General features: G+C 52.3%; 24 protein-coding genes. 14 read left to right on the top strand and 10 right to left on the bottom strand.

The genetic code is table 11. The annotated features are described in order from the left end of the window. Together fumA and fumC are read left to right on the top strand one after the other, a co-directional pair. On the top strand, nucleotides 1–1,647 hold the full coding sequence (fumA, locus tag ABGA49_RS01970) for a class I fumarate hydratase FumA (protein WP_061495413.1): 1,647 nt from the start codon (nucleotides 1–3) through the stop codon (nucleotides 1,645–1,647). A gap of 132 nt (nucleotides 1,648–1,779) precedes the next feature. Then, nucleotides 1,780–3,180 (top strand): class II fumarate hydratase, encoded by a 1,401-nt coding sequence (gene fumC, locus ABGA49_RS01965; RefSeq protein ID WP_347665062.1) that lies wholly within the window; start codon nucleotides 1,780–1,782, stop codon nucleotides 3,178–3,180. Here the strand turns inward: fumC and tus are convergent. The 3 genes from tus to rstA form a co-directional block, all read right to left on the bottom strand. Next, nucleotides 3,177–4,106 carry a DNA replication terminus site-binding protein gene (tus, locus tag ABGA49_RS01960; protein WP_347665061.1) on the bottom strand — a complete coding sequence of 310 codons (930 nt, stop codon included), beginning with the start codon at nucleotides 4,104–4,106 and terminating at the stop codon, nucleotides 3,177–3,179. The two genes, fumC and tus, sit on opposite strands and share 4 nt — an antisense overlap. A gap of 80 nt (nucleotides 4,107–4,186) precedes the next feature. Then, entirely contained in the window at nucleotides 4,187–5,479 is a 1,293-nt protein-coding gene (gene rstB, locus ABGA49_RS01955) for a two-component system sensor histidine kinase RstB (RefSeq protein ID WP_061495421.1), read from the bottom strand. A gap of 24 nt (nucleotides 5,480–5,503) precedes the next feature. After that, nucleotides 5,504–6,220 carry a two-component system response regulator RstA gene (rstA, locus tag ABGA49_RS01950; RefSeq protein WP_061500002.1) on the bottom strand — a complete coding sequence of 239 codons (717 nt, stop codon included), beginning with the start codon at nucleotides 6,218–6,220 and terminating at the stop codon, nucleotides 5,504–5,506. 128 nt (nucleotides 6,221–6,348) lie between these two features. Between rstA and ABGA49_RS01945 the strand changes: the two genes are divergently transcribed. Continuing rightward, nucleotides 6,349–6,684, top strand: coding sequence for a GlpM family protein (locus tag ABGA49_RS01945; protein WP_061495423.1), 336 nt, complete (start codon nucleotides 6,349–6,351; stop codon nucleotides 6,682–6,684). Nucleotide 6,685: 1 nt separating this feature from the next. Here the strand turns inward: ABGA49_RS01945 and ABGA49_RS01940 are convergent, their stop codons facing one another. Together ABGA49_RS01940 and ydgH are read right to left on the bottom strand one after the other, a co-directional pair. Next, the gene (locus tag ABGA49_RS01940) at nucleotides 6,686–8,068 is read right to left on the bottom strand and encodes an amino acid permease (protein ID WP_061495426.1); all 1,383 of its coding nucleotides are present in this window, start codon (nucleotides 8,066–8,068) and stop codon (nucleotides 6,686–6,688) included. A 195-nt stretch (nucleotides 8,069–8,263) separates the two neighbouring features. Beyond that, entirely contained in the window at nucleotides 8,264–9,208 is a 945-nt protein-coding gene (ydgH, locus tag ABGA49_RS01935) for a DUF1471 family protein YdgH (protein ID WP_347665060.1), read from the bottom strand. A gap of 522 nt (nucleotides 9,209–9,730) precedes the next feature. Between ydgH and pntA the strand changes: the two genes are divergently transcribed. From pntA to ABGA49_RS01920, 3 genes are all read left to right on the top strand, one after another. Next, nucleotides 9,731–11,260, top strand: a complete 1,530-nt coding sequence (gene pntA, locus ABGA49_RS01930) for a Re/Si-specific NAD(P)(+) transhydrogenase subunit alpha (protein ID WP_347665059.1) — start codon at nucleotides 9,731–9,733, stop codon at nucleotides 11,258–11,260. A gap of 10 nt (nucleotides 11,261–11,270) precedes the next feature. After that, a complete protein-coding gene (gene pntB, locus ABGA49_RS01925) occupies nucleotides 11,271–12,659 on the top strand; it encodes a Re/Si-specific NAD(P)(+) transhydrogenase subunit beta (protein ID WP_061495435.1) in 1,389 nt (462 codons plus the stop codon). 113 nt (nucleotides 12,660–12,772) lie between these two features. Then, nucleotides 12,773–13,876 (top strand): mechanosensitive ion channel family protein, encoded by a 1,104-nt coding sequence (locus ABGA49_RS01920; protein WP_061495438.1) that lies wholly within the window; start codon nucleotides 12,773–12,775, stop codon nucleotides 13,874–13,876. A gap of 37 nt (nucleotides 13,877–13,913) precedes the next feature. Here ABGA49_RS01920 and uspE read toward each other — a convergent pair whose 3' ends face one another. From uspE to ogt, 3 genes are all read right to left on the bottom strand, one after another. Continuing rightward, a complete protein-coding gene (gene uspE / locus ABGA49_RS01915) occupies nucleotides 13,914–14,864 on the bottom strand; it encodes a universal stress protein UspE (RefSeq protein WP_061495440.1) in 951 nt (316 codons plus the stop codon). Between the two features lie 146 nt (nucleotides 14,865–15,010). Further along, entirely contained in the window at nucleotides 15,011–15,763 is a 753-nt protein-coding gene (gene fnr / locus ABGA49_RS01910) for a fumarate/nitrate reduction transcriptional regulator Fnr (RefSeq protein ID WP_061495443.1), read from the bottom strand. A gap of 209 nt (nucleotides 15,764–15,972) precedes the next feature. Then, on the bottom strand, nucleotides 15,973–16,488 hold the full coding sequence (ogt, locus tag ABGA49_RS01905; RefSeq protein ID WP_347665058.1) for a methylated-DNA--[protein]-cysteine S-methyltransferase: 516 nt from the start codon (nucleotides 16,486–16,488) through the stop codon (nucleotides 15,973–15,975). 527 nt (nucleotides 16,489–17,015) lie between these two features. Here ogt and smrA point away from each other — a divergent pair. Together smrA and umuD are read left to right on the top strand one after the other, a co-directional pair. Then, nucleotides 17,016–17,579, top strand: coding sequence for a DNA endonuclease SmrA (smrA, locus tag ABGA49_RS01900; RefSeq protein WP_061500005.1), 564 nt, complete (start codon nucleotides 17,016–17,018; stop codon nucleotides 17,577–17,579). A gap of 673 nt (nucleotides 17,580–18,252) precedes the next feature. Continuing rightward, the gene (gene umuD / locus ABGA49_RS01895; RefSeq protein WP_061495448.1) at nucleotides 18,253–18,687 is read left to right on the top strand and encodes a translesion error-prone DNA polymerase V autoproteolytic subunit; all 435 of its coding nucleotides are present in this window, start codon (nucleotides 18,253–18,255) and stop codon (nucleotides 18,685–18,687) included. Between the two features lie 111 nt (nucleotides 18,688–18,798). Here umuD and ABGA49_RS01890 read toward each other — a convergent pair whose 3' ends face one another. Then, nucleotides 18,799–19,608 carry a helix-turn-helix transcriptional regulator gene (locus tag ABGA49_RS01890; RefSeq protein ID WP_061495451.1) on the bottom strand — a complete coding sequence of 270 codons (810 nt, stop codon included), beginning with the start codon at nucleotides 19,606–19,608 and terminating at the stop codon, nucleotides 18,799–18,801. A 77-nt stretch (nucleotides 19,609–19,685) separates the two neighbouring features. On the opposite strand from ABGA49_RS01890, the gene ABGA49_RS01885 reads away from it, so the two are divergent. From ABGA49_RS01885 to ABGA49_RS01865, 5 genes are all read left to right on the top strand, one after another. Beyond that, nucleotides 19,686–21,746 (top strand): FUSC family protein, encoded by a 2,061-nt coding sequence (locus ABGA49_RS01885; RefSeq protein ID WP_347665057.1) that lies wholly within the window; start codon nucleotides 19,686–19,688, stop codon nucleotides 21,744–21,746. Next, nucleotides 21,739–21,954: a DUF1656 domain-containing protein gene (locus ABGA49_RS01880; RefSeq protein WP_347665056.1), complete on the top strand. Its 216-nt coding sequence runs from the start codon at nucleotides 21,739–21,741 to the stop codon at nucleotides 21,952–21,954. The genes ABGA49_RS01885 and ABGA49_RS01880 overlap by 8 nt, the downstream gene beginning before the upstream one ends. Continuing rightward, on the top strand, nucleotides 21,951–22,814 hold the full coding sequence (locus ABGA49_RS01875; protein WP_347665055.1) for an HlyD family secretion protein: 864 nt from the start codon (nucleotides 21,951–21,953) through the stop codon (nucleotides 22,812–22,814). The genes ABGA49_RS01880 and ABGA49_RS01875 overlap by 4 nt, the downstream gene beginning before the upstream one ends. Nucleotides 22,815–22,911: 97 nt before the next feature. Beyond that, nucleotides 22,912–23,277: a helix-turn-helix domain-containing protein gene (locus ABGA49_RS01870; RefSeq protein WP_061495465.1), complete on the top strand. Its 366-nt coding sequence runs from the start codon at nucleotides 22,912–22,914 to the stop codon at nucleotides 23,275–23,277. A gap of 342 nt (nucleotides 23,278–23,619) precedes the next feature. Beyond that, entirely contained in the window at nucleotides 23,620–25,533 is a 1,914-nt protein-coding gene (locus ABGA49_RS01865; protein WP_347665054.1) for a methyl-accepting chemotaxis protein, read from the top strand. A gap of 181 nt (nucleotides 25,534–25,714) precedes the next feature. Here ABGA49_RS01865 and yajD read toward each other — a convergent pair whose 3' ends face one another. Further along, nucleotides 25,715–26,062, bottom strand: a complete 348-nt coding sequence (gene yajD / locus ABGA49_RS01860) for an HNH nuclease YajD (protein WP_061495470.1) — start codon at nucleotides 26,060–26,062, stop codon at nucleotides 25,715–25,717. A gap of 343 nt (nucleotides 26,063–26,405) precedes the next feature. On the opposite strand from yajD, the gene ABGA49_RS01855 reads away from it, so the two are divergent. After that, on the top strand, nucleotides 26,406–26,930 hold the full coding sequence (locus ABGA49_RS01855; RefSeq protein WP_061495473.1) for a hypothetical protein: 525 nt from the start codon (nucleotides 26,406–26,408) through the stop codon (nucleotides 26,928–26,930). Nucleotides 26,931–26,961 lie beyond the last annotated feature (31 nt).

Raw genomic sequence — 26,961 nt, 5'->3', positions numbered from 1 at the left:
ATGTCGAACAAACCCTTTTATTATCAGGAACCTTTCCCGCTCGGAAAGGATGACACCGAATACTATCTGCTCAGCCGCGACCATGTTTCCGTCGCCCACTTCGAAGGCCAGGAGATCCTTAAAGTCGATCCGCAGGCGCTGACGTTGCTGGCTCAGCATGCTTTCCACGATGCATCCTTCCTACTGCGCCCGGCGCACCAACAGCAGGTGGCGGATATTCTGGATGACCCGCAAGCCAGTGAGAACGACAAATATGTTGCGCTACAGTTTCTGCGTAACTCAGAGATCGCCGCGAAGGGGATTCTGCCTACCTGCCAGGATACCGGTACCGCCATCATTATGGGGAAAAAAGGGCAGCGCGTGTGGACGGGCGGCGGTGATGAAGCGGCGCTGGCACGCGGCGTCTACAACACCTATATCGAAGATAACCTGCGCTATTCGCAAAATGCCCCGCTCGATATGTATAAAGAAGTGAATACCGGCAGCAATCTGCCAGCGCAGATTGATCTCTACAGCGTGGATGGCGACGAGTACAAATTTCTCTGTATCGCCAAGGGTGGCGGTTCCGCCAATAAAACCTATCTGTATCAGGAAACCAAGGCGCTGATTACCCCGGCGAAACTTAAAAATTACCTGGTCGAGAAAATGCGCACCCTTGGTACTGCCGCCTGCCCGCCATACCACATCGCCTTTGTCATTGGCGGCACGTCGGCGGAAGCCACGCTTAAGACGGTAAAACTGGCATCAACCAAATATTACGATGCGCTGCCGACAGAAGGTAACGAGCATGGTCAGGCATTCCGTGATGTGCAACTCGAACAGGAGCTGCTGCTGGAAGCGCAAAACCTTGGCCTCGGTGCACAGTTTGGCGGGAAATATTTTGCCCACGATATTCGCGTGATCCGTCTTCCGCGCCATGGCGCCTCCTGCCCGGTGGGGATGGGGGTTTCCTGCTCAGCGGATCGTAATATCAAAGGTAAAATCAACCGCGATGGCATCTGGCTGGAGAAACTGGAGCAGAATCCGGGTAAATATATCCCGCAGGCGCTGCGTCAGGCAGGTGAGGGGGAAGCAGTGAAGGTGGATCTCAATCGCCCGATGAAAGAGATCCTCGCGCAACTGACACAATACCCGGTCTCCACACGCCTGTCGCTGAGCGGCACCATCATGGTCGCGCGCGACATCGCGCATGCGAAGCTGAAAGAGCTGATGGATAACGGCCAACCGCTGCCGCAATATGTGAAAGATCACCCAATTTACTACGCTGGTCCGGCGAAAACGCCGGAAGGTTACGCGTCAGGTTCGTTGGGCCCGACCACCGCCGGGCGCATGGACTCCTACGTTGATCAGCTGCAGTCGCAAGGCGGTAGCATGATCATGCTGGCGAAAGGTAACCGCAGCCAACAGGTGACGGACGCCTGTGCAAAACATGGCGGTTTCTACCTGGGAAGCATTGGCGGCCCGGCGGCGATTCTGGCGCAGAACAGCATTAAAAGTCTGGAGTGCGTGGCGTACCCTGAGCTGGGTATGGAGGCCATCTGGAAAATCGATGTTGAAGACTTCCCGGCGTTTATCCTTGTGGATGACAAAGGCAACGACTTCTTCCAGCAGATCCAGTCCGGGCAGTGCGCGCGCTGCGTGAAGTAATATCACCGCCCTTCGGGGCGGTTTTTTAAGCACAAAGCATTAAACGACATAATAAAAAGCATCAATACTTTGACTTGTTTGCAGGTGAGCAATGTCGGCACTCAACACCACTTTGTATTCAAGGAGAAAGTAATGACAACGCATCGCAGTGAGAAAGATTCAATGGGCGCGATTGACGTCCCGGCCGATAAGCTGTGGGGAGCGCAGACCCAGCGATCGCTCGAGCATTTCCGTATTTCGACGGAAAAAATGCCGGTCTCGCTGATCCACGCGCTGGCGCTGACCAAACGTGCGGCAGCGAAGGTTAACCAGGATCTGGGGCTGCTGCCTGCCGAAAAAGCCGGCGCCATTATCGCGGCGGCGGATGAGGTGCTGGAGGGGAAGCATCCCGATGAGTTTCCGCTGGCAATCTGGCAGACCGGCTCCGGCACGCAAAGCAATATGAACATGAATGAGGTGTTGGCAAATCGCGGTAGCGAGATCCTCGGTGGTGTTCGCGGCATGGCGCGTAAAATCCATCCCAATGATGACGTCAATAAAAGCCAGAGTTCGAATGACGTGTTTCCCACCGCGATGCATGTGGCGGCAGTGATTGCGGTCCGCGAACATTTACTGCCCCAGCTTCAGGTACTGAAGCAGACACTCAGCGAAAAATCTATCGCCTTTGCTGATATCGTCAAAATTGGCCGTACACATTTGCAGGATGCCACGCCGCTAACGCTCGGCCAGGAGATCTCCGGCTGGGTGGCAATGCTGGAGCACAATCTCAAACACATTGAACTGAACCTGCCGCACCTTGGTGAGCTGGCGCTGGGCGGTACTGCCGTTGGCACCGGGCTGAATACCCATCCGGAATATGCCCGGCGCGTAGCGGAAGAGCTGGCGAATGTTACCCGGCAACCGTTTATCACCGCGCCGAATAAATTCGAAGCGCTGGCGACCTGCGATGCACTGGTGCAGATGCATGGCGCGTTGAAAGGGCTGGCGGCGTCGCTCATGAAGATTGCCAACGATGTCCGCTGGCTGGCTTCCGGTCCCCGTTGCGGTATCGGGGAAATCGCCATTCCGGAAAACGAACCTGGTAGCTCGATCATGCCGGGTAAAGTCAACCCCACCCAGTGCGAAGCCATGACGATGCTCTGCGCGCAGGTGTTGGGCAATGATGTGGCGGTAAACATTGGCGGCGCATCCGGCAACTTTGAACTCAACGTTTTTCGCCCGCTGGTGATCCACAATTTCCTGCAATCTGTGCGCTTACTGGCAGATGGAATGGAAAGCTTTAATGCGCACTGTGCGGTGGGCATTGAACCGAACCGTGAGCGAATTGATCAACTGCTTAATGAGTCACTGATGTTGGTGACGGCGCTCAATACCCATATCGGTTACGACAAAGCGGCGGAAATCGCCAAGAAAGCGCACAAGGAAGGACTTACGCTGAAAGCTTCGGCGCTGGCGCTCGGCTATCTGACAGAAGCCGAGTTTGACAGTTGGGTACGCCCGGAATCGATGGTTGGCAGCATGAAACCCGCCTAATCCGCAAGATAGAGGTGCAGTCGCGGGATCATCAGCGTTAGCGGCTGTGCCTCAGGTTTATACCGGTGCTGAACATTATCGGCGTGGTAATCCAGCAGTTCGCCGATGTCTGGCACCGTTCCGCCATTTTCCTCAGAAATAAACGCAATCAGCGGGGTCGGGCAGGCGTATTGCACCTGTTTTTGCGACCCTGAATACCAGACCCGCGCAATCGGCTGCACTTTTACCGGCCGCTTGATCTTCAACCGCGCCTGTTTCGGCAGGGCAGCAATGTCGTTGTACTCCTGCTCGACCCGAACCAGCCACTGTTCCCGCGTCCCGGCGGTGACGGCGCGTGGGGATTTCATACTTTTTTCCAGTTGTGCCAGCACCTCATCACGGGTGAGGTTCTTAATAATGTGCTTATTGGCCCAGCCAAAGCGGATGGTGGCTGGCGCGTCAATGACGGTCAGTGTCCGGTAGGCATTCAGGGTGATCAAACCCGGCAGGTGACGGTGCACCCATTCAAAACGGGCTGCGGAGGCAAGGCCTGATTCCACGGTGATAATGCGCTCAAAGGTAAGTTTCAGTGCGTTAATGGTGCTGACGCGTTTTTCCAGCATGGCGCGCGTCACTGCATTCGTCTGGTAACAAAGCACCCCCGGCAGGCGCACTGCGGCTTTACTGCTGCGGTTTTCTGACTGCTGCTGGATAAACAGATGCGTGTAATGGCGTAGCGCAAGCTCTGCTGCAGATTGACCAATATGCTGCTGCACATGAATGCACGACAGCGGGTCGTGCTCAGCACCTTTCGGGATCGCCGGCAGCGTAAACACGCGCGCGGCCATTAAACGGCATGCATTCAATTCCGTTTTCAATGCAGCCAGCTCATGCTCAAGCTGGCGAAAGGTCGTATTAAGGCGATCGATAAGGTCTAATGCAGTCATTATCTGTCCTTATTAGTTACAACATACTTTTAAGTTATAACACAGGTGCAGGATTTCGGCCACTGCGCGGTTGCTGCTTATCAGGGCAGCACAATGTGATGGTAGATGGGCCAGTTGAAGGTAAATTGCGCGCCGCCCAGTTCGCTTTGCGAACACAGCACTTCGCCGCCAAATGCCTGGGCAATGGAGTGGACAATGGCCAGCCCAAGACCGCAGCCGCCTGTGGCGCGATCGCGGCTGGGATCAAGGCGGACAAAGGGCTCAAATACACGCTGACGTTCTTCCGGCGCGATGCCCGGGCCATCGTCTTCAACGATCAGACTGGCCTGTGAACCCTGGCGTTGCAACGTGACTTTGACCGTTTGCTGGCAATAGCGCAGCGCATTATTCACCAGATTATCCAGTACCCGCTCCATCAGACGCATATCCAGCGCGCCGTAATCATCGCCGGGTGTACAAGTCAGTAATAGTTGGTGCTGCGGATTCATCGTCCGGGCATCATCCATATAGCTGTTAAACCAGGCAGGGAGATCCGGGCTGGTCAGTTTCAGTTCGGTTTGTGGGCGGTCAAGACGGGCGTAGGTCAGCAGCTCTTCGATCAGCGCCTCCAGTTGCCCGATATCGCGGTTCAGCGCGGCATGTTCGGCCTCGCTAAGGTTATCGCTCATCTCCAGCCGGTAACGCAGCCGGACCAGCGGCGTTCGCAATTCATGCGCGATACCGTCAATGAGCTGCTTTTTACTGGCGATCAACGCATTAATGTTGTCCGCCATTTGGTTAAAGGCGATGCCTAACCGCTCAAAACTGGACGCGCTGTCAAAATGGATACGTTCCTCAAGATGGCCTTCGCCAAAGCGTTGCGCGGCGGATTCAAGCCGTAGCATCTCTTGCCAGTGCGGCCGCATCCAGATAAACACCGGAAAAGCGAGGGATATAGCGATAAAGGCCATCAGCGCCATATCCAGCAGGCGCATTTCATGCAGGAAAAACAGATACGGCACCGGCCCTACGGCCAGTACATAGTGGCTACGCGGAATACGCTGAATGAAGGTGTATTCAGAATCCAGTGCCACAATGTCGCCTTCACGCAGACGTTGAGCATGCGGCGCATCGAGCGTGAATTTGTTCATAGGTTCGATACGCAGATTAAAGGAGAGATTCAGATCCAGCTCTTTCAGGGTATTAGCCCACTGATGCGGCGGAATTTCTCGCAGCTCGCTGCGCATCAAATAGAGTGAACTCTTCATCAGATCATCAAGGGTCTGGCGACCTGCACGCTCGGCCGTAAATTTATATACCAGGCCCACCAGCATCGTCATCACGATAAAGCACACGAACAGCAGAAGGTAAAACTGGACGAACAGCTTCTTCATAGTGACACCTGGTTAAATGCTTTTTTAGTTGTCCCACGCATGCGGGGCAAACAGATAGCCTTTATTGCGTACGGTTTTGATGCGGTAAGGCTCTGTGGCGCTGTCGAGCAGTTTTTTCCGCAGGCGAGAAATCGCCACATCCACGCTGCGATCAAGGCCGTCGTAAGTCACACCGCGCAAATTTTTCAACAGCGCATCGCGATCCATAATCTGCCCGGCGTGCGTGGCCAGCTCCCAGAGCAAATCGAAGTCCGCAGTAGAAAGGATCACCTCTTCGCCGCTCAGCAGCACCTGACGGTTTACCGGATCAATCGATAGCGTGCCAAAACGAATAATGTTGTGTTGCTTCAGGGGAGGCGCTGCTGGCTCTGCTGGCGTACTGGTACGTTGGCGTAAATGCAAACGCAACCGGGCCAGCAACACGGCGGGCGGTGTGGTTTTAAGAATATAATCATTGGCGCCCATTTCCAGCGAAAGGATATGGTTCATATCACTGTCGAGGGAGGTGAGCAGAACAATCGGGCCATTCCACTGCTGACGTAAATCGCGACACAACGTCATACCATCTTTACCGGGCAGCATAATATCCAGTAGCACCAGTTCAGGATTGACCCGTGCGATGACCTCTTCGGCGCGATCACCGCGAGGTTCTACAATGACATCCATATCGTGTTTGCCCAGATAAGCGGCGATCAACGCGCCCACTTCCGGGTCGTCTTCTACAAAAACGATCTTATTCATAAGCCATTGCGATTGACTAAAAACGTCAACATACACCGCCTTGCTGCAACCTGCCATTAATCTTTTCTAAACAAGACGTGTTCCGTTATGCTGTAGGTCTTTGTTGTTGAAGTAATAAAGGCCAAATTATGGGATTGGTTATTAAAGCAGCGATCGGTGCGTTAGTGGTGTTGCTGATTGGGTTACTGGCAAAAACGAAGAATTACTACATTGCCGGGTTAATCCCGCTCTTTCCCACCTTCGCCTTGATTGCACATTATATTGTTGCAACGGAGCGCGGTATTGAGGCGCTACGTACCACTGTTATTTTTGGAATGTGGGCGATCATTCCCTATTTTATCTATCTGCTCTCGCTGTGGTATTTCACCGGCTTTATGCGGGTCTGGCCGGCGCTGGGCTGTGCGGTGCTCTGCTGGAGCCTCAGCGCCTGGCTGCTTATCTTTTGTTGGAGCCGCCTCCACTAAGTTATTTCACCAGCAGCCATGTTGCGGGAACCGCCGCGATCAGCAACAGACCAATCAGCGCCTTTTCCCGGCGCTTGAGCAACTCGGTCATTTCATGGGTGCGGCGGGCATACATAAAGACCAGTAAACCTGGCGCATACAGTACCACTGACAGTAATAAGTGCATGGGCCCGGAGGCGTACAGTAGCCATAATCCATACAGACATGCACCGATTGCAACGGCCTGATGCAGCGGACGGCTGGCGATTTTCAGCAAATAGGCGCCCACCAGGAAATAGGGCACGAGGATCATCTCAGACGCGATCGTCAGCAGCGTATTGTAATCAGACCCCGTCAGCCAGATCAGCACCAGTGAGACCTGTACGCTGATGTTGGTGAGCCACAGCGATGCGGCAGGGGCATTATTTTTATTTTGATGGGCGAAGATACGCGGGAACGCTTTATGTGTCGCTGCCAGCAACGGGACTTCCGCTGCCATAATTGTCCAGCTCAAGTAAGCGCCACACACCGACACGATCAGCCCGGCGGCGATAATCACCTCACCCCAGCTACCGATCAGTCTGACCATCAATCCGGCCATTGACGGGTTACGAATTCCCGCCAGTTCGGCGCGCGGCACCACCCCGAGCGACAGCAGTGTCACCAGCAGGTAGACACCCAGCGCCGCCAGTACCGCCAGCAGCGTGGCGCGGCCGACATCCCGTTTGTTACGCGCGCGAGCAGAAACCACCACGGCACCTTCCACACCGATAAACACCCACAGGGTGATCAGCATGGTGTTTTTAACCTGTTCCCAGACCGGCACGCCGAGCGCAACGCCGCTAAAGTCAAATTTGAATGTGTCGACATTAAACGCCACGGCCGCCAGTACCACAAACAAGCCCAACGGGACTAACTTCGCCAGCGTTGCCACCAGGTTGATACTTGCCGCAGTCTGCACACCGCGTAGCACCAGAGCATGGACAATCCACAGCAGCGCCGATGCACCCACAATAGACTGCCAGGTATTGCCATCGCCAAACAGGCGTAGTTGCGGTGTATCGGTAAAGAAACTGAGCGCAGAGAAAACGATCACCAGGTAGGAAACGTTGGCTATTACCGCACACAGCCAATATCCCCATGCGGAACAGAAGCCAACCAGCTCACCGAAACCTGCACGAGCATAGGTAAAAATCCCACCGTCGAGGTCCGGTCGAATACGGGTCAGGATCAGCATGGCGAAAGCCAGAAGTAAAATCCCTGCGCCGGTAATGGCCCAGCCGATCAGTAAAGCCGCAGGACTGGCGACCTCCGCCATATTCTGTGGAAGGCTGAACACGCCAGCGCCGAGCATTGAGCTTAAAACGAGAGCAGTCAAAGCGCTAAGGCCAAGTTTCTTTTCCATTGTTATCCTGTCAAAAAAGCCACTCATCCAGAATAATTATTTTGCCGGGGCGCATAAATATGGTGGATATCACTAAGGCGCGGGATTTTACGGAGAGTCGCAAAGGCATGCAATGAGGACGGCAACAATTTTGTGAAAAAGAGAGGAAAAAGATCAAAAAAAGGCGGCCGAAGCCGCCTGATTCATCCGTGCTGATTATTTGTAGAGATCCGCACTGATGGTCATGTTGTTGCCACGCTCGGACCACTCACGGGTAATGTGATAGTACTTGGCACCTTTTTGTGCGGCACGTTTGGCGACCTGGTAAGAGACTTCCGACATATTGCCGTAGTTACCAGTGAACTTGATGCTATCAAACGGCACCATCTGTGCAGCGGTAATTTTATTCAGCTCTTCAATTTTTGTACCGTCAGGAAGCGTGACAGTGTAACGACCACCGGAAGTGGATTGCGTTTCGAAGAAACGGCCGACGCCCACACCAGGCGTGGCATCGCTGGCAACACCCGGGATTTCCACTTTCTTCGCTTCTTCACCACCTTTTGCCAGCGCAGCGCGGCCCGCGTCGGAGTCACGCGGAATCGCATCAGCGCTTTGGATGACGCGTTTTTTCGCATCCGCTTTATAGATAAACGCGGTGATCATCTGATTGCCGCCCTGGTTGGTGTCGACCTGGCGAACGATATAAAAAGAGGCGGCACCTTTCTCTTTGGCGGCCTTCGTAATGGCATCATTCACTTCCGGCTGGGTACGGTAAAAGCCCTGTACGGTCACCGTATCGTATGGCTCAAGTTCTACGGCTTTGTCTTTCGGTAATTCCACTACGCCGTTAATCACGCGAAATGCAGGGTTTTCAGCTTTTGCTGCATCAGCTTTGTATAAATCGGCGGTAACGCGTTGGTTGCCACTGTTGCCGTAATCGGCAGAGTCAACGACATAGAAAGAGGCGGCACCCTCTTTGTCCGCACGGTCGGAAACGGCTTTAACAACATCGCCGATAGAGTTAAAGCGGCCGATTATCACGACACGATCATAAGGTTTCACCGCCGCTGCTTGCTCCGGTGTTAACTCTGTCGCTGCGTTGGCTGACAAAGCAGTCGCAGAGAGGAGTGCTGACGCCAGGAGGGTGTACTTGAGCTTCATAAAAATAGTCCTTCGCCTTGCGCAAACCATAAACTGGTGTTGTTGTTGAGAAAACGTCGACGATTATTGCATTTAATCAGAGCCACTGTCTGCGTCATTTTTCACTGACTGTGCTATGGGGTGGGTTAATAACGATAACCTTAAGTGATATGTTGAAAAAACAGCCGGTTGACCAGCAAAACAGATAAAGATTATGACTTTTTTAAGTTAATGCATTGTTAAAAGACGATTCCGCACTGGAGATTAATCGTGTTTTGCCGCTTCGCTTGAGCGGAATATCGGCCTGTTATAACGAATTAAAGGTAAATAACCTTGCCAGCCCCGGCTGATGGCTGGTTTTCACTGATAAAAGCACAAATTCTGTTTTCCGGCGGTGGATCACAAGCGTTATTTTCAGTAGGTTATAGAAAGTTTGTTACTGTTTTATTTTCCGGGACACACTCCGTAATGCTGTTCAACAGATGCCGGTTGTTCCGGTGACGACTGACAAACCATCATCTAAAACCGATGGAAGGGAAAACTATGCGTATTGGTGTACCTAAAGAACGGTTGGCCAATGAAACCCGCGTTGCCGCGACGCCGAAAACGGTCGAGCAATTGCTGAAATTGGGTTTCACTGTCGCGATTGAAAGCGGCGCTGGCAAACTGGCAAGTTTCGATGACGATGCGTTCACCCAGTCCGGGGCGACGATTGTCGATGGCAGCAATGTCTGGCATTCGGACGTTATCCTTAAAGTTAACGCGCCTGACGATGAAGAGATTGCGCTGCTTAACCCCGGCACAACGCTGATAAGCTTTATCTGGCCTGCGCAGAATCCGGCGCTGATGGAGAAGCTGGCCGCGCGTAACGTGACCGTGATGGCAATGGACTCCGTACCGCGTATCTCCCGTGCGCAAGCGCTGGATGCGCTCAGTTCGATGGCCAACATTGCGGGTTACCGTGCCATCGTTGAAGCTGCGCATGAGTTCGGTCGTTTCTTCACCGGCCAAATTACCGCAGCTGGTAAAGTGCCGCCTGCAAAAGTGATGGTGATTGGCGCGGGCGTGGCAGGGCTTGCCGCGATTGGCGCAGCCAACAGCCTTGGCGCGATTGTGCGTGCTTTTGATACCCGCCCGGAAGTGAAAGAGCAGGTGCAGAGTATGGGTGCTGAATTCCTCGAGCTGGATTTTGAGGAAGAAGCGGGCAGCGGCGACGGCTATGCAAAAGTGATGTCCGAAGCCTTTATTAAAGCGGAAATGGAACTCTTCGCCGCGCAGGCGAAAGATGTCGATATTATCGTCACGACTGCGCTGATCCCGGGAAAACCGGCACCGAAGCTGATCACCCGTGAGATGGTGGATTCCATGAAACCGGGCAGCGTGATTGTCGATCTGGCTGCGCAAAATGGCGGTAACTGCGAATACACTGTACCGAATGAAATCAGCACCACTGCGAATGGCGTTAAAATCATCGGCTATACCGATCTGCCGGGACGCTTGCCGACGCAGTCTTCCCAACTTTATGGCACCAACCTCGTTAACCTGCTGAAACTCTTGTGTGCGGAAAAAGACGGCAATGTGGTTGTCGACTTTGACGATGTTGTGGTGCGCGGTGTGACCGTTGTGCGTGATGGTGAAGTTACCTGGCCGGCGCCACCGATTCAGGTTTCTGCTCAACCGCAAGCTGCGCCAAAAGCAGCAGCAGTGCCAAAAGAAGAGGTCAAGCCTACCTCTCCGTGGCGCAAATATGCGCTGATGGCGCTGGCGATTGTTTTGTTTGGCTGGCTGGCGGACGTTGCGCCGAAAGAGTTCCTCGGTCATTTCACCGTCTTCGCGCTCTCCTGCGTCGTCGGTTATTACGTGGTCTGGAATGTCTCCCATGCATTGCATACGCCGCTGATGTCGGTCACGAATGCTATCTCCGGCATTATTGTGGTGGGCGCGTTGTTGCAGATTGGCCATGGCGGCTGGGTCAGCTTCTTAAGCTTTATTGCGGTACTGATCGCCAGCATTAATATTTTTGGTGGTTTCACTGTCACTCAGCGCATGCTGAAAATGTTCCGGAAGAACTAAGGGGTAACACATGTCTGGAGGATTAGTTACAGCTGCATACATTGTTGCCGCGATCCTGTTTATTTTCAGTCTGGCGGGGCTTTCCAAGCATGAAACCTCCCAGCAGGGTAATAACTTTGGCGTCGCCGGTATGGCGATTGCGCTGGTGGCCACTATTTTTGGCCCGGATACCGGCAATGTCGCCTGGATCCTGGTGGCGATGGTTATCGGCGGGGCGATCGGTATTCGTCTGGCGAAGAAAGTCGAAATGACTGAAATGCCGGAGCTGGTGGCTGTGTTGCACAGCTTCGTGGGTCTGGCTGCTGTGCTGGTGGGTTTCAACAGCTATCTCGATCATGAGCCGGGTCTGGCACCGGTCATGGTGAATATTCACCTGACGGAAGTGTTCCTCGGCATCTTTATTGGTGCGGTGACGTTCACCGGCTCCATCGTTGCGTTCGGTAAACTACGTGGCAAGATTTCGTCCAAACCGTTAATGTTGCCGCACCGCCACAAACTGAACCTGGCGGCGCTGGTGGTCTCTTTTGTACTGTTGGTGGCTTTTGTCCGTACTGAAAGCGTTGGCGTACAGGTGTTGGCGCTGCTGCTGATGACCATTATTGCACTGGTGTTCGGCTGGCATCTGGTGGCATCTATTGGCGGTGCGGATATGCCGGTGGTTGTGTCGATGCTGAATTCCTACTCCGGTTGGGCAGCGGCGGCAGCGGGCTTTATGCTCAGCAACGACCTGTTGATCGTTACCGGTGCGCTGGTGGGTTCCTCAGGGGCGATCCTCTCCTACATTATGTGTAAGGCGATGAACCGCTCCTTTATCAGCGTGATTGCCGGTGGTTTCGGTACGGACGGTTCGTCTTCCGGCAGCGATGAGGAAGTCGGCGAGCACCGCGAAATCAGTGCGGAAGAAACGGCGGAAATGCTGAAAAACTCACACTCTGTGATAATCACCCCGGGCTATGGCATGGCAGTGGCGCAGGCGCAGTATCCGGTGGCGGAAATTACTGAAAAACTGCGTGCGCGCGGCGTGAAAGTGCGCTTCGGTATTCACCCGGTCGCCGGGCGTCTGCCGGGCCATATGAACGTACTGTTAGCGGAAGCGAAAGTGCCGTACGACATCGTACTGGAAATGGACGAGATCAACGATGACTTCGCAGAGACCGACACCGTTCTGGTGATTGGCGCGAACGATACGGTTAACCCGGCCGCACAGGACGATCCGAAAAGTCCAATCGCCGGAATGCCGGTTCTGGAAGTGTGGAAAGCGCAGAATGTCATCGTTTTCAAACGCTCAATGAACACCGGCTACGCGGGCGTGCAAAACCCGCTGTTCTTTAAAGAGAACACCCAGATGCTGTTTGGCGATGCCAAAGCCAGCGTTGATGCAATCCTTAAAGCGCTATAATTTCGCGTTGTGAAATGCGCAATACCGCTCTTCGGAGCGGTATTTTTTTGCCCGCTATCCGCTAAAAAGTAACGTCTATACTTTTATCTTTATGTTTTTTATGCGGAGGGAGAATGGCGTTTTTGTCACGCTTTGACTTTATATCGATGCTGATGCAGCCATCATTCTGGTTCGGTCTTGCCACGGTAGTTGTGGTGACCTGTCTCATTTACTGGTTGTTTAAACGCTTATTGGCTGTCTTACTTAAAGGTGCCCAAAACTGGGGGCAGAGGCAGAACGGTGTTGGAAAAATGCAGCATGTCCTGGTGGACATGATCGGTCGAACCAGCCGGTTCCTGCTTTTTATTGCGGCTCTGCTGTTCAGTTTACGTTTTGTCGAGCTTCCTGACCGCCTGTTCAGCACGCTCGGGCATGCCTGGTTCCTGGTACTGGCGATCCAGATGGCACTTTGGTTTGATCAAGGTGTTGTTTCATGGATGCGTCATCTGATGTACACCCCCGGTGCGAGCCGTAATCCAGTGACCATGGTAATTGCTGGCCTGCTGTTGCGCATGATGCTCTGGACGATCATGCTGCTGTCGATTCTGGCCAACGTCGGTGTCAATATTACCGCCCTGGTCGCCAGTCTGGGCGTGGGCGGTATCGCCATTGCGCTGGCGGTGCAAACCATCCTTAGCGATGTGTTCGCGTCACTCTCTATCGGTTTCGATAAGCCCTTCGAAATAGGCGATTTTGTGGTCTTCAATGATGTCGCCGGAACTATCGAACACATTGGGCTTAAAACCACGCGTATTCGCAGCCTGAGCGGCGAGCAGATTGTCTGTGGGAATGCCATCCTGTTGCAACAAACCTTGCATAACTACAAACGCATGCAAACGCGCCGTATCGTCTTTACATTTGGGCTGGCGTTAACGACGCCGCCAGATAAGCTGCGTAAGGTCGGAGAGTTGATCCGCACCATCATCACCGAGGTGGGGGAAACACGTTTTGACCGGGCGCATTTCCAGGGTTTTGGCTCCGACAGGCTCAACGTTGAAGTGGTGCATATTGTCAGTACCGCTGATTACAACAAATACATGGATATTCAGCAGGAGATCAATATACGCATTATGGAGAAGCTGGCGGAGCAGGGAATAGAGCTGGCGTTGCCGAATGTTCAGCTCAGGGGCGGGCTGGCCGTCGAAGGTGAATGGGCTCCGGCAAACACAAGGGCATAAAAAGAAACCCGCTTTCGCGGGTTTCTGGCTTCATGCGTTAGTCATCTTCATCGTCATCAAGTTCTACCGGCGATTGATATTCATCCGGCTTGATCACCAGTAAGTCGCAGCGCAGATGATCGATAACCTGCTCAGCGGTATTCCCCAGAAAAGCTGCAGAAATCCCGGTGCGCCCGACGGTACCGAGTACCACAATACCGGCTTGCAGGTGTTCGGCCAGGTCCGGGATCACCTCTTCCGGTAAGCCTTTCTCAACGTGTGTCAGTTTTTCATCGATGCCAAATTTCTGCCGCAACGCTTTCATCGCCAGCAGGTGTTGACCGCGGATCGCGTCGTTATAGACGCTGGGATCGAATTCCGGTAATTCGATAGCAATATTGATTGGCGTAACCGGATAGGCACCAACCAGATGCACCTCGGTATGGTTAACCTGTTCGGCCAGTTGCAGCGTCTCTTTAACCAGTTTTTCATTAAGTGAGTTGTGGTAAAGCTCTTCGCTGGCCAGATTGACGGCGACAACGGCTTTACCGCCTTCCGGCCATGGCTGATCTTTAACCATCCACACCGGGCAAGGGCATTTACGCAGCAGATGCCAGTCGGTCGGGGTGAAAATCACCGACTCCAGTTTGTCGTGCTGGTGGGTCATTTTCAGCAACAGATCGTGACCGCCTGCCAGCACTTCCTGAATGATGGCTTCGAAAGGACGGTTATGCCAGACCACTTTAATCTCAATCGGCACACCAGCATCAATGTAATATTTCGCCTGCTCGCGGATCCAGGCGGTACGCTGGCTGATCACGCCCTGGCGCATTGCTGTACGCTCATCAGGGGACAGAAGGGTGGTCATCTCGTAAGAGAAGTCATAGATGGGCAAAAATGCTTTGATTCTGCCACCAATCCGTTGATGCAAATACACAGCACGTCGTAATGCTGGCTGATCGTCCTGATTAGGATCGATGGCGACCAACATATTCTGATATTTAGCCATACAGGGTCTCCTTACATCTGTCACCACAGTCTGTAAATAAAAGATAACCCATTAGCGCTGAATGAAACAGGGAAAACCTTCAGCCAGATCAATAAATCAGAAAAATTTAATGCGCTGGCGAAGGTCTAAAAGAGAAGGGGTAAAACTCAGGCAACGTTACGGGAATGACCGGCCAGTTGAGCCAGTATATCGCTGTTTTCGATCGTAATATATTTGCCTTTTACCGCGAGCATGCCGCTCTTCTGGAAGCGGCCCAGCAGACGACTGATGGTCTCAACGGTCAGACCCAGATAGTTACCAATGTCACCGCGGGTCATGGTCAAACGGAACTCGCGCGGCGAGAAACCACGCTGAGCGAAACGGCGGGACAGGTTATAAATAAACGCTGCCAGACGCTCTTCTGCATTCTTTTTCGACAACAACAGGATCATATCCTGGTCGCCTTTGATTTCGCCGCTCATCAGACGCATCATCTGCTGACGCAGGTTGGGCATCTTGCCGGACAGATCGTCGAGCGTTTCAAAGGGGATTTCGCAAACCATGGATGTTTCCAGTGCTTGCGCGAAGCTGGGGTGATGGCCAGTGCCAATCGCATCAAAACCGACCAGATCGCCCGCCAGATGGAAACCGGTGATCTGTTCGTCACCCTGCTCGGTAATGGTATAGCTTTTAATCGTACCGGAGCGGATAGCGTACAGTGATTTCAGCTCATCCCCTGCTTTAAACAGCGTCTGACCTTTCTGGATGGGCTTCTTACGCTCAATGATGTTATCGAGCTGATCCAGCTCGTGTTCATTGAGGGTAAACGGGATGCAAAGCTGGCTAATGCTGCAATCCTGACAATGTATTGCACATCCGCCAGACTGTATGCGTCGTATAATTCGCTTTTCCGGGATCATAGGTCTGCTCAACGCCGTAATTGATATTGGTCAATTTTAACATCTTTTTATTGAGCACGTAAGCCTGGCAAAACGTCAATTCACGATTATTGAAACGGGGGAGAGAAATGAGAAGAGATGACCGGATATCATCTCCTTGATATTTCATCACTTCGCCAAGGTTTTTACCACAACATTCGGGGAAAAGGGCACTAAATATGCGTCTTTTCTTACAATAGCAGATAGCCTTCATGCCGGAGCAACCACTCTTTGCGCTGCACACCGCCCGCATAACCGGTCAACGTGCCGTTCCGACCAATCACACGGTGGCAGGGTACTACGATGCTGACCGGGTTTGCGCCATTCGCCGCGCCTACCGCACGCGCCGCACCTGCGCGCCCCAGCGTTTCCGCCAGTTGGCCGTAATGTATCACCTGACCGCAGGGGATTGTACGCAGCGCCTGCCAGACGTCACGCTGAAAAGGCGTACCGGCCGTTGCGGTGGGGAGCGTGTCGATGATCGACAGATCGCCGTCGAAATAATCCTGCAGTTTCCGGCTTAACCCGCCCGGATTATCGGCTGCGATACGCTGATAGCCATCGCGTCGATAATGAATATTCAACAACTCCACCATGCGATCGCTGTGTTCTTCCCACTCGACAGCACGTAAATGAAAGGCTTCATCGCAGATTACCCACAGTGGGCCCAGCGGAGTGGCGATTTTATCTTCGAGTAGTGTGAGCATCAGGCATCCTTGAACTATGGCAAACGGGCGTCAATCTACCATGCCCGGCTCGGGCTAACCATACCCCGAAAGGGCGTCTATTTATAGATGGCTAATATTAAGCGTGGATAATAACAAATCGATTTGCATTGAATTATAGATGATATATTTTATTATTCCTGAAATAATAAAAAAATAGAGCCTGCCGACATCCGTCAGGCTCTACAGTACACACAGCAGCGCTTCCTTTCGTTATTTTATGCAAGTTCATCCCTGCATCTTAAATATAGTTATAGCTGCCCTTCATTATCTTTCCACTATTAATTGGTGATTAATTTCACGTTAATTTAACTAAAATCGATATAACCCCAACACGCGATATAAGTTAAGGAACGCTAATAACATTACAGTTATTAATGTCTTTGGCGCTGCCGCAAACAGCGTCTATTTATAAGCACGGGCCCATGCGCCATAAATCCTCTCCGGGCATTGTGAGCGTACGCCACGCTCGTTATAGTACCTGTTCTGAAGCCATCGGAGGACCGCTCATGAACCCTGACGACAAATCGCTGTTTCTTGACGCCATGGAGGATGTCCAGCCCCTGAAGCGCTGCGCCGATATTCACTGGCAACCGAGCCGCAATGCACGTGCGCCGCAGCGTGTCGATACGCTGCAACTGGACAACTTTTTAACCACCGGGTTCCTCGACATCATTCCCCTGTCAGCGCCGCTGGAATTCAGGCGTGAAGGCCTGCAAACCGGCGTGGTGGATAAGCTGCGTTTGGGTAAATATAGTCAGCAGGCAAGCCTCAACCTCCTGCGGCAGCCCGTTGAGCAGTGCCGCCAGATGCTGTTTCGCTTTATGCATCAGGCGCGGCAAGATGGCTTGCGTAATGTGTTGATTATCCATGGGAAAGGTCGTGAAAATAATTCGCACCCGAATATTGTGCGCAGCTACGTTGCGCGCTGGCTGACGGAGTTTGACGACGTGCAGGCATTCTGTACGGCGTTGCCGCACCATGGCGGCAGTGGCGCGTGTTATGTGGCGTTACGTAAGTCTGAACAGGCAAAACGCGATACCTGGGAGCGTCACGCTAAACGGGGTCGTTGATGCCACAGCCAGACCGGGCCTTCAGCCGGTTGTGCCGGACGGGAGTGCAGGGAGCGCTTCATCGTCTGGCCTGGCGCTAACCGGCGTACGCGTTACGGTGTGGCTTTTCTTATCCAGCGTATTTTGCAGCGCATCAATGGCCTGATATTTTATGACAGAAAAGCTCGTAAAATAAATTAACTTGTGCTACTTCCCGCCTGAAAAATCCGCACACTGACTACAGATTTTTGATAATGCGGATCTTGCCTGAAGACAATATCCAGGCTACGCGCGGATGCCATAATAATATTTCTCATTTTCTTCGCAGGGTTGATACGACATATTCTGATGCTGTTACTGTAATAATATCCATGAGGTGAGCGTGGGCTGTTTTTAAATAAACGAGACTGTAGGATGACAATATTGGATCCTGTTATGCACTGCTTACGGCCTGCCCGATGATCCGCCTTCATCATCGTTTCTGCAGGAAGGCAAATGGCCTTATCCCGCCAGATATGGGCTGATAAGGTACAGGTGTCCGACTGCCGTTGGACATCACCTGCCTTCCCACGAAACAGGACACGTTAAATTCCTTGCGACTTCAGTCACTTCACGCTGCGCTGTTACATGTGACTTGACCCCGTCATTCCTTCCATAATACTGTATGTAAACACAGTATTATGAGGTGGTAATCATGACCATCCTTTATGCCTATAAACAAGAAAAGCGTATTGACGTCCCTTTATTTTTAGAACGCGTTCCGTGCGGTTTCCCCAGCCCGGCGCAAGACTATGTTGAACAGAGTCTGGATCTGAACAAACTGGTCGTTAAACATCCCAGTGCTACTTACTTTGTTCGCGTCAGTGGTGATTCGATGATTGGTGCAGGGATCAGCGATGGTGATTTGTTGGTTGTCGATCGATCGTTGACTCCCGTGCATGGCGACATCGTTGTGGCAGCCGTCGCGGGTGAATTTACGGTAAAAGAGTTACGGACCCGGCCATCGCTCCAGCTCATGCCGCATAACGCCAATTATGCCCCTATCACTTTCCAGTCTGAGGAAGAGCTGCAACTCTTCGGCGTGGTCACCTTTACTTTAAAAGCAAACAGACCCGTTCGCGGTTGTTGATGCACGCCCGCTCCCGGCTGGCGATAACTCGCCCATAAATAGTCGCCGCCTGTGTTTTACTCAACGCGGCGTCCGGGTGCATTTTTGCTGCCCACGCCGCGCCAGAAAAGATCATGGCGTATCCCCCTGGCGTGCGCCTGTTTTCCGTTCGGAAAAATAGTGCGCGGGCGTACTGCCCATCGTTTTCCTGAACATGGTAATGAACGCATTAACGGACTCATACCCCAGTTTAGCCGCCACGTTTTGTACCGTTACGCCGCTGGCTAACTCCTGAAGCGCAATGATCAAATGAAGTTGCTGGCGCCATCGTCCAAAGGTCAGCCCCGTTTCGCGCAGCATCAATCGCGCCAGAGAGCGTTCACTGAGCGCCAGCCGTTTCGCCCATTCTTTAAACGTACTGCGATCCGCCGGATGACCGACCAGTGCATCGGCCATGGTGCGTATTTTAGGATTCCCGGAGACAGGCAAACTCAATTTCTGCTGTGGCATCGTGGCCAATTCGTCGAGCGTCACCCGGGTGAGCCGTGCAGCATGGCTCTCTGGTGGGTAATCCACTCGCTCGTGAGTTAAACGGTCAACTAACGCGTTAATCAGCGGAGAAATGGCCAGTGTGCAACATTTTTCCGGGAGTGCTGCGGCGCCGGGTTCAATGAATAAATAATTGAGATGCGCGTTCCAGGTCGCCTTAGCGCTATGAGGGATGCCGCCGGGGATCCAAACGGCGCAGTGAGGTGGCACTATCCATATATCGTTTTCCGCGCGACAGATAACGGCACCATACAGCGCAATGATCAACTGCCCCTTGCGGTGGGTATGAACCGGCACTTCTGCTTCGTAATCAACGAAGTCAAGATGGCGCGCAACCGCCGGGCACGAGGTGGAGTCAGGATCAAACAACGTCGTCGCGAATGTGGATGTCATGTGATTGGCAACATTTAGGTATTTTTTGACAGAATAGAGTATTTAATGGCGGACGCAAGCCGGTAATAATCCCCGGCATGAACAAAATCAATGTTATTCACTCTCGTTCTTTGCGGGCTACCGGCGACGCGTTTCGTCGGGTGGGCCAGGCACTGACCTCATCCGTTCTGCTGAACGATGCAAATGCCTTGCTGTACTCCATCAAGAGCTTTGCCGCAGCGATGCTGGCCTATTACATCGCCTTATCGATAGGCCTTGAAAAACCATCCTGGGCAATCATTACCGTCTATATCGTTTCGCAAACCTCGGTTGGCGCTTCACTGAGCAGAAGCCTTTATCGTCTGGCCGGAACGATAATCGGCGCCGGGGCCACCGTTTTACTGGTGCCCACTTTTGTGACGATGCCGATCTTTTGCAGTGTGATGCTGAGCGGCTGGATCACTTTCTGCCTTTACTTGTCGCTGCTGGAACGCACCCCCCGCGCTTATGCCTTTGTTTTAGCAGGTTACACCGCGAGTCTGATTGGTTTTCCTGCTGTCCTGGAGCCCGGCGCAATATTTGATACTGCCATCACCCGTGTGCAGGAGATCGTTATTGGTATCTTCTGTGCCGCGCTTATTCACCGGTATGTGTTACCAAAACGGCTGTCCGGGCTGTTCAACAGCACGTTATCGGAGACGCTTCGCTCAGCACGGCAGATACTTGCCGGCGCACTGGCCGGTCAATCCGATGGGAATGCAGGGAGCCTGCGCCTGGCACTGGCCTTGCAGTCCTTGCAAGGCATAAGCCACCACATTCCCTATGATTTTGCCCTCGCTGTTCCGGTCCGGCAGGCCAGAAAAGCCATTCATGACAGGTTAGCGCGGTTGTTAATTGTGAGTTGTGAATTACGCGATCGCTTACAGATGACAAAGGCGCTGCCCACCGACGTGCAGATCCTGTTAAGCGATGTTCAACACTGGCTTCGCTGTGACGATGAGGGGGAGCGAAAAATCATGGCTGGCGAGCTAAAACAACGAAGTGAGCAGTTAGCCGAACGACATGGGACCTGTGCCGTGACGCGTGAAGCGGTGTTGCAGGTGAGCGTTGTCCGTTATCTTACGGAAGCCTTGACCCTTCTGCAGCAATGCGATCGGCTTTCCGATGCCATCCATCATGCGAAACCCATGTTGGTGCAGCCGGAAGGTAAGGGCGCAAAAGGGTATGTTTTTCATCGTGACAGCTTTACTGCGGCACGCGCTGCGTTAGGCGCTTTTGCGATCATTCTGAGCGGTTGTCTGGTCTGGATTTATTCGGCCTGGCCTGATGGCGGTACAGCCGTTTCTATCCTTGGGGTCTGCTGCACACTGTTTGGCAGCTTCGATACGCCAGCCCCGCATATTGTGAAATACATTATAGGTTCCGTCTGGGGCGTGGCCATCAGCCTGCTCTACAGCTTTGTTTTTCTTCCGCAGGTTAGCGATTTCCCTGTGCTGGTTGCGGTGCTGGCACCGGCATATTTGCTGGCCGGATCGCTCCAGGCTCGGCCACCCACCACCTTTATGGCCATGGGGATCACGCTGACCTTGCCTGTGCTGTGTGAGTTAGGTCCCCATTACAGCGGCGACTTCGCGGCGGCTGTCAATACCGCCATCGCGCTCTTTTCCGCAACCGGCTTTGCGGTGGTCAGTATGCGTTTACTGCAAACGGTGCCGGCAGACGCGGCCATCAATCGCCTGCTGGATATCTGTCGGCGCGATATCCGGCGCAGTGTGAAAGGCGTATTTACACCAGACGAAGCACACTGGACCAATTTGATGATAGACCGGACTGCGTTATTACTGCCACGTCTGTCACGCAGCCAGCAATCAGCAGAAGAGGTGCTTAATCACCTGTTGCACGCTCTGCGTATTGGCCTCTCTGTCATGCACTTACGCCGCTGCGCTCTACCGGCGGGGAGTGAAATGGCCAGGGAGATTAACGAGGTGCTTCATTTGCTTACCCGGACGACAGACTACTGCGCTTTGCGCCTGCGTATCGTTTCACTGATTGATACCTCTTTGTCTACACCCCATGAGCAATCGCGCCAGAGTGTTGACAGGCTGGTTGATCTGCATTGCGCATTGGGAGAGCAGGAGAGGGGGCAAGCCCATGATTAATGACATTAACATCGGGGGGGTCTACTTCCCGGGTCTGCTGGTCATCGCGCTTGTGACCCTGGTCTGCATCCTGTTATTCGTGCCTCTTTTCTCTTTCAGCCGGCTCTACCGCTGTTTACCTTGTCGCCCGCTGACGGGGCTATCTGTTTGTATCGTTACTTTTTTTCTGCTCTTGCAGGGCCTGAATGCGTTGGGGTTATTAGCATGAAATCTTTTCTATCTCTATTGAGTCGTTATGCGCTGACATTAAGTGCGGTCGTGGTGGCAACTCTTCTGGCTTTTATGCTGTGGAAACATTATGCGCAGACACCCTGGACCCGCGATGGCCGGGTTCGTGCTGATGTGGTGCAAATTGCGCCAGATGTTTCCGGGCCGGTCATCAATGTGGCAGTCAGCGATAACCAATGGGTTAACCGAGGCGATGTGCTCTATTCAATCGATCCACACTGGCTGAAACTGGCGGTGGCGAGTGCACAGGCTGATGTTGACGCGAAACGTCATGAGATGGTCATGCGTCAGGATGCGGCAACAAGACGTACCCGGATCAAAGGGGTGATTTCCGGCGAGGATTTACAGCAAACAGACAGCGCCGCAAACATCGCAACGGCAAATTATCATGGTGCGCTGGCTGCGCTGGAACTGGCGAAACTTAACTTATCCCATGCCATCGTGCGGGCGCCGGTAGCGGGTTATATCACCCATCTCAGACTCCGTCCGGGCGACTATGCCACCGCCGGGGTGACAAAAGTCGCCATCGTTGATGCCCACAGTTTCTGGGTGGTGGGGTATTTTGAAGAGACAAAACTGCGTCATATCCGTGTGGGAAATAGCGCCCACATTGCGCTGATGGGATTTGAACCCACCCTGACGGGGCATGTTGAGAGTATCGGGCATGGGATCGGTGACAATAATGACGAGACGGGCGGGCTTGGTTTACCCGAGGTTGAACCGACATTTAATTGGGTGCGACTTGCGCAACGCATCCCGGTACGTATTCACATTGATACCTTACCTGCGGGGGTTGAGCTGGTGGCAGGATTATCGGCGACGGTGTCTGTCACGCCATAAGAGTAAATTCCACCCTTGCTGAAAATATATCGAAAGCGTGACCTGAATTAACGCTGATCACTCACGTACTCCTCAGCACGACATTGAGATTAACGCTATGAAAAACAAAAAAGAGTTTATAAATAGCTTGCTTATGTGGATAAATGATAATATTGAGTCACCCATGAAAATTGATACGGTTGCCATCAAGTCAGGGTATTCAAAATGGCACTTACAAAGACTATTTTTTGCCGAAACGGGCCAAAAGCTGGGTCAGTACATTAGAGATCGGAAACTTCAATTGATTGCTGATGAACTTATCACATCCAATGAACCTTTAATAAATCTCGCGATGAAATTCGGTTTCGATTCCCAGCAATCACTGACCAGAGCTTTTCACAAAAAATATCAACTGCCCCCGCGAAAATACCGGAAAACGTTTTGCCCTCAGAACGCGCAGCAGACTTCAGGGGGCACACCATGACACTTCTCTCCTTTGTCCCGTGCATACTGGCATGCAGATACGCCTTCAGGTGTGTATTGTCATTCGGCTATTTGTTTATCTGCATATTATTACCACGATAAGCATTAATAAATATGCAGACTTGCTCACGGTAGGAATGTAATTTTCACCATGTGATATATGAAATAATTGTGCGGATCGAATTTTTTCATATTTACATTAAGGAATGCCTGATGATTGACGATAAGTAATATGATAGCTGTCCCTATGTTGCCAAAAATAAAAGCAGGTATCTGTGGTTAGCTATGCATTGAAAATGAAACTGATTTTCGAAAATAAAGAAATGTTACTGAGGATACCTTTATGGCACAGCTTTTACCCTCTATTAAAAACCTACCTGTTGCTGCCAAGTTGTTTGGCGGGTTCGCAATATTAATCATTATCATCGTGTTATCTTCGCTTATCAGTATTCAACAGTCGGACACGATCCGCGATCATGCATTAAAGGGAAAATTAATCAGCGAAATCAGTGATGATCTCAACACGGCACGACGTAATCGCCTGACATACCAAATAAACCACGATGAAAGTGCACTTCAGGCCAATAGAGTCGCCATTGAAAAAATGGATCAAAAAGCGGAGAGCGGCCTGACCTTTACCTGGGACAGTGATGCGCGGGTGTTGTTTGATGAGTTGCGCAGCGCTATTCCTGTTTATGCCAGCACGCGTGATGGTTTCATTAAACTCGAAAAAGTGACTGTTGAGAAATCCCTGGCGTTGACATCACCGGAGTTGAAAAACCTGCTTGATACATTCAGTTCCCGCTTTGTGCAGCAAGAGAGCATCTCAAAAGATGAATTCGCATTGCTCAATCGCCTTAATGCACTCTGGGTAGCGGTGTATGAAATCCAGTCGTCCGATGGCAAGCGAGGGTACGATGCCTTTGCGACCGTACTGGGTGATGCGCTTAAGTCGCTCCGTTCAGAAAAACTTAACCTGGCAGCCGAAGACAAAGCGATGGCGCAGTCATTTCTTGACAGAATGCAGGCGAATGTAGACGCCTATACGAATGCACAGAAAGCATCACAGAAAGCCGCAACAGAACTGACTGGCGTGGCGGAAAGAATCAATACCGTTACGGCAAATCTGGTGACAGGCCAGACGCAAAAAAACATCGCTATTATTGAACGCGTCATGATGATCATGGGGCTGGTTGCTTTCTGCGCAGTGCTGACGGGATTACTGGTTGCCTGGCTGCTGACACGGCAGATGACCCGCCAGATAAAACATAATCTGACGCTGGCAGAACGTATTGCTGAAGGCGATCTGACCGCCGTTATTGAGCCTCAGTCAAAAGATGAACTGGGTCGCCTGACGGTCGCAATGGGCGTGATGAACGATAAACTTCGTGAAATGATTAGCCAGATCAAAGAGTCGGTCATCCATGTGGCAAATGCGTCATCGGACATTTCCGCTGGCAACACTGACCTGGCGTCCCGCACTGAAGAGCAGTCTGCTGCCGTTGTGGAAACCGCTGCCAGCATGGAACAGCTGACCTCAACCGTTAAACGTAATGCGGATAACGCGCGTGAAGCCAGCCAGCTCGCGGTAGTGGCTGCTGAGCATGCCCGTTCCGGTGGGAAAATTGTTTGGGACGTCGTCAGCACCATGGAGACCATTACCGAAAGCTCAAACAAAATTACCGAAATCATCAGCGTAATCAATGGCATCTCTTTCCAGACCAATATTCTGGCGCTTAACGCTGCGGTTGAGGCTGCGCGAGCGGGTGAACAGGGGCGGGGGTTTGCCGTAGTAGCCGGAGAAGTCAGAGGGCTGGCTCAACGCAGCGCAAATGCTGCCAAGGAGATTGAAGGACTGATAAAAGAATCGGTACAACGTGTGTTAACCGGTTCAGAAATGGCTAACAAGGCCGGTAGCACCATGGAACAGATTGTCAGCTCTGTCACGAATGTGAGCGGCATCATGAATGAAATATCTTCGGCGTCGGAAGAGCAGAGCAGGGGTATCGATCAGATAGGTAAAGCCGTTACCGAGCTGGATTCAACCACCCAGCAGAATGCGGCACTGGTTCAGGAGTCATCGGCAGCGGCATCATCTCTTGAACAACAGGCCGAGCAGCTTGCGCAGCTCGTTTCCGTATTCAGGCTCGGTTCAGAGAGCGACAAACAGAAACATCACTCAGCAGCGTATAAAAACAGAGGTCATCTGCGACCCGTCGCATCGACAGGCAATGGGGCTGACTGGGAATCGTTCTGACAATCATCTTGTCCTGAAAGTGCTCTCTTGTTGAGGGAGAGCACAACTTCTGGCGCAACGGAATACGGCTTCTCGCCGTTGCGTCACCCGTCATCAGGGCACTGGTGTTTAAAGGGATAAGGCCATTTACCGCAGTCTGGAAAACCGAACCTGTTACAACGACGCGAAATATTTGCTGGCGTTATTTCTTCTTATTCAGCATCGATTTTAAATCGGCAAAGGGATTATAGGTCGCTGTCCCCACCTCTTTTTGCGCATCTTCCCCCGCCACAACGGTGGTACCGTACTGTTCGGCTTCAGTGTACTTCGCATGTTCGTGGTCATGGCAATACAGGCACAACAACTCCCAGTTACTGCCATCTTCCGGATTATTGGTATGGTCGTGATCGATATGGTGAACCGTTAATTCACGTAGATTTGAATAAACAAACTCCCGTGAGCAGCGCCCGCAGACCCATGGGTAGATTTTGAGTGCTTTTTCGCGGTAACCGCTTTCCAGCCGTGAATAGTTTTTGGGGATCAAAGCCATTGCTAATACCACCTGAGATAAAGAGTCATAGTGACAATATATCCCATCCAGGGGGCAGGGAGAGACAGTTTATCGTCGTACGCGTGATCCGGGCCCGAAATCCTGCTCCATTCAGTAACCGCATTCGGGTAGGCGAATATCTGTGTTGATCATGAAGATATCGGGCAGATCTATACCGGTTAATGCACCGCCATTATTCTCTCTGATGCGTGTTACCACCGAAACAGCAAAGACTCGTCATAACTACAAACAATAAATGGACGTTAATCCACCCGTTTTTCATCGCATCAGTGGGCATCGTTATCATTAGAATGAGGGAGCTTACTAACTGAAGGAGTAGAAAATGGCTATTCAAGGAATTGGAAGTACTGCCTCGCTATGGAACACCGTTAGCAGGAAAACAGAGCAGCAACAGGATTTCAAAAGTCTGATGACAAAAGCGACCGAAACCGTGAATGCTTCATCGGCAGACAAGGCGCAAGTGTCTATCAGCAGCAATGCCGCGACGCAATCGAGAACGGCAGTACAGGAAGATATTTTACGCTATGCACGGGCAGATGCTCAGGATGCGGAGAGACTTGCGCATGATATGGCGTATAGCCGCAGCGATATCTGCTATGACCTGAGTGAGTCGATCAAGACCAACAGGATGGAAGATATCAAACTCGCCTCAACGGGCGAAAAAGTGGGCGATGAGTACAAGCGTCAGTTTTACCAGAACGCTTTGCACATCGATGCACAGCGGATGCAGATCTACAATACTGAGAAGGCAAAAGGCACCGACCCGGTCATTATCCTGAGCAAAATGATTGATTTTACGAACTCGCAATCAAAGGACTACCTTGCCGCGACGGGATGGTTGGCATAATTTAAGACAGTGCCCCAAAGCCAGTCAGCGC

Origin of the sequence: Kosakonia sp. WA-90, assembly GCF_039871955.1 — a bacterium.
In the GTDB taxonomy this organism is placed as follows: domain Bacteria; phylum Pseudomonadota; class Gammaproteobacteria; order Enterobacterales; family Enterobacteriaceae; genus Kosakonia; species Kosakonia oryzendophytica.
The sequence above is the reverse complement of the archived record's forward strand: the minus strand, read 5'-3'. Positions and strand labels throughout refer to the sequence as shown.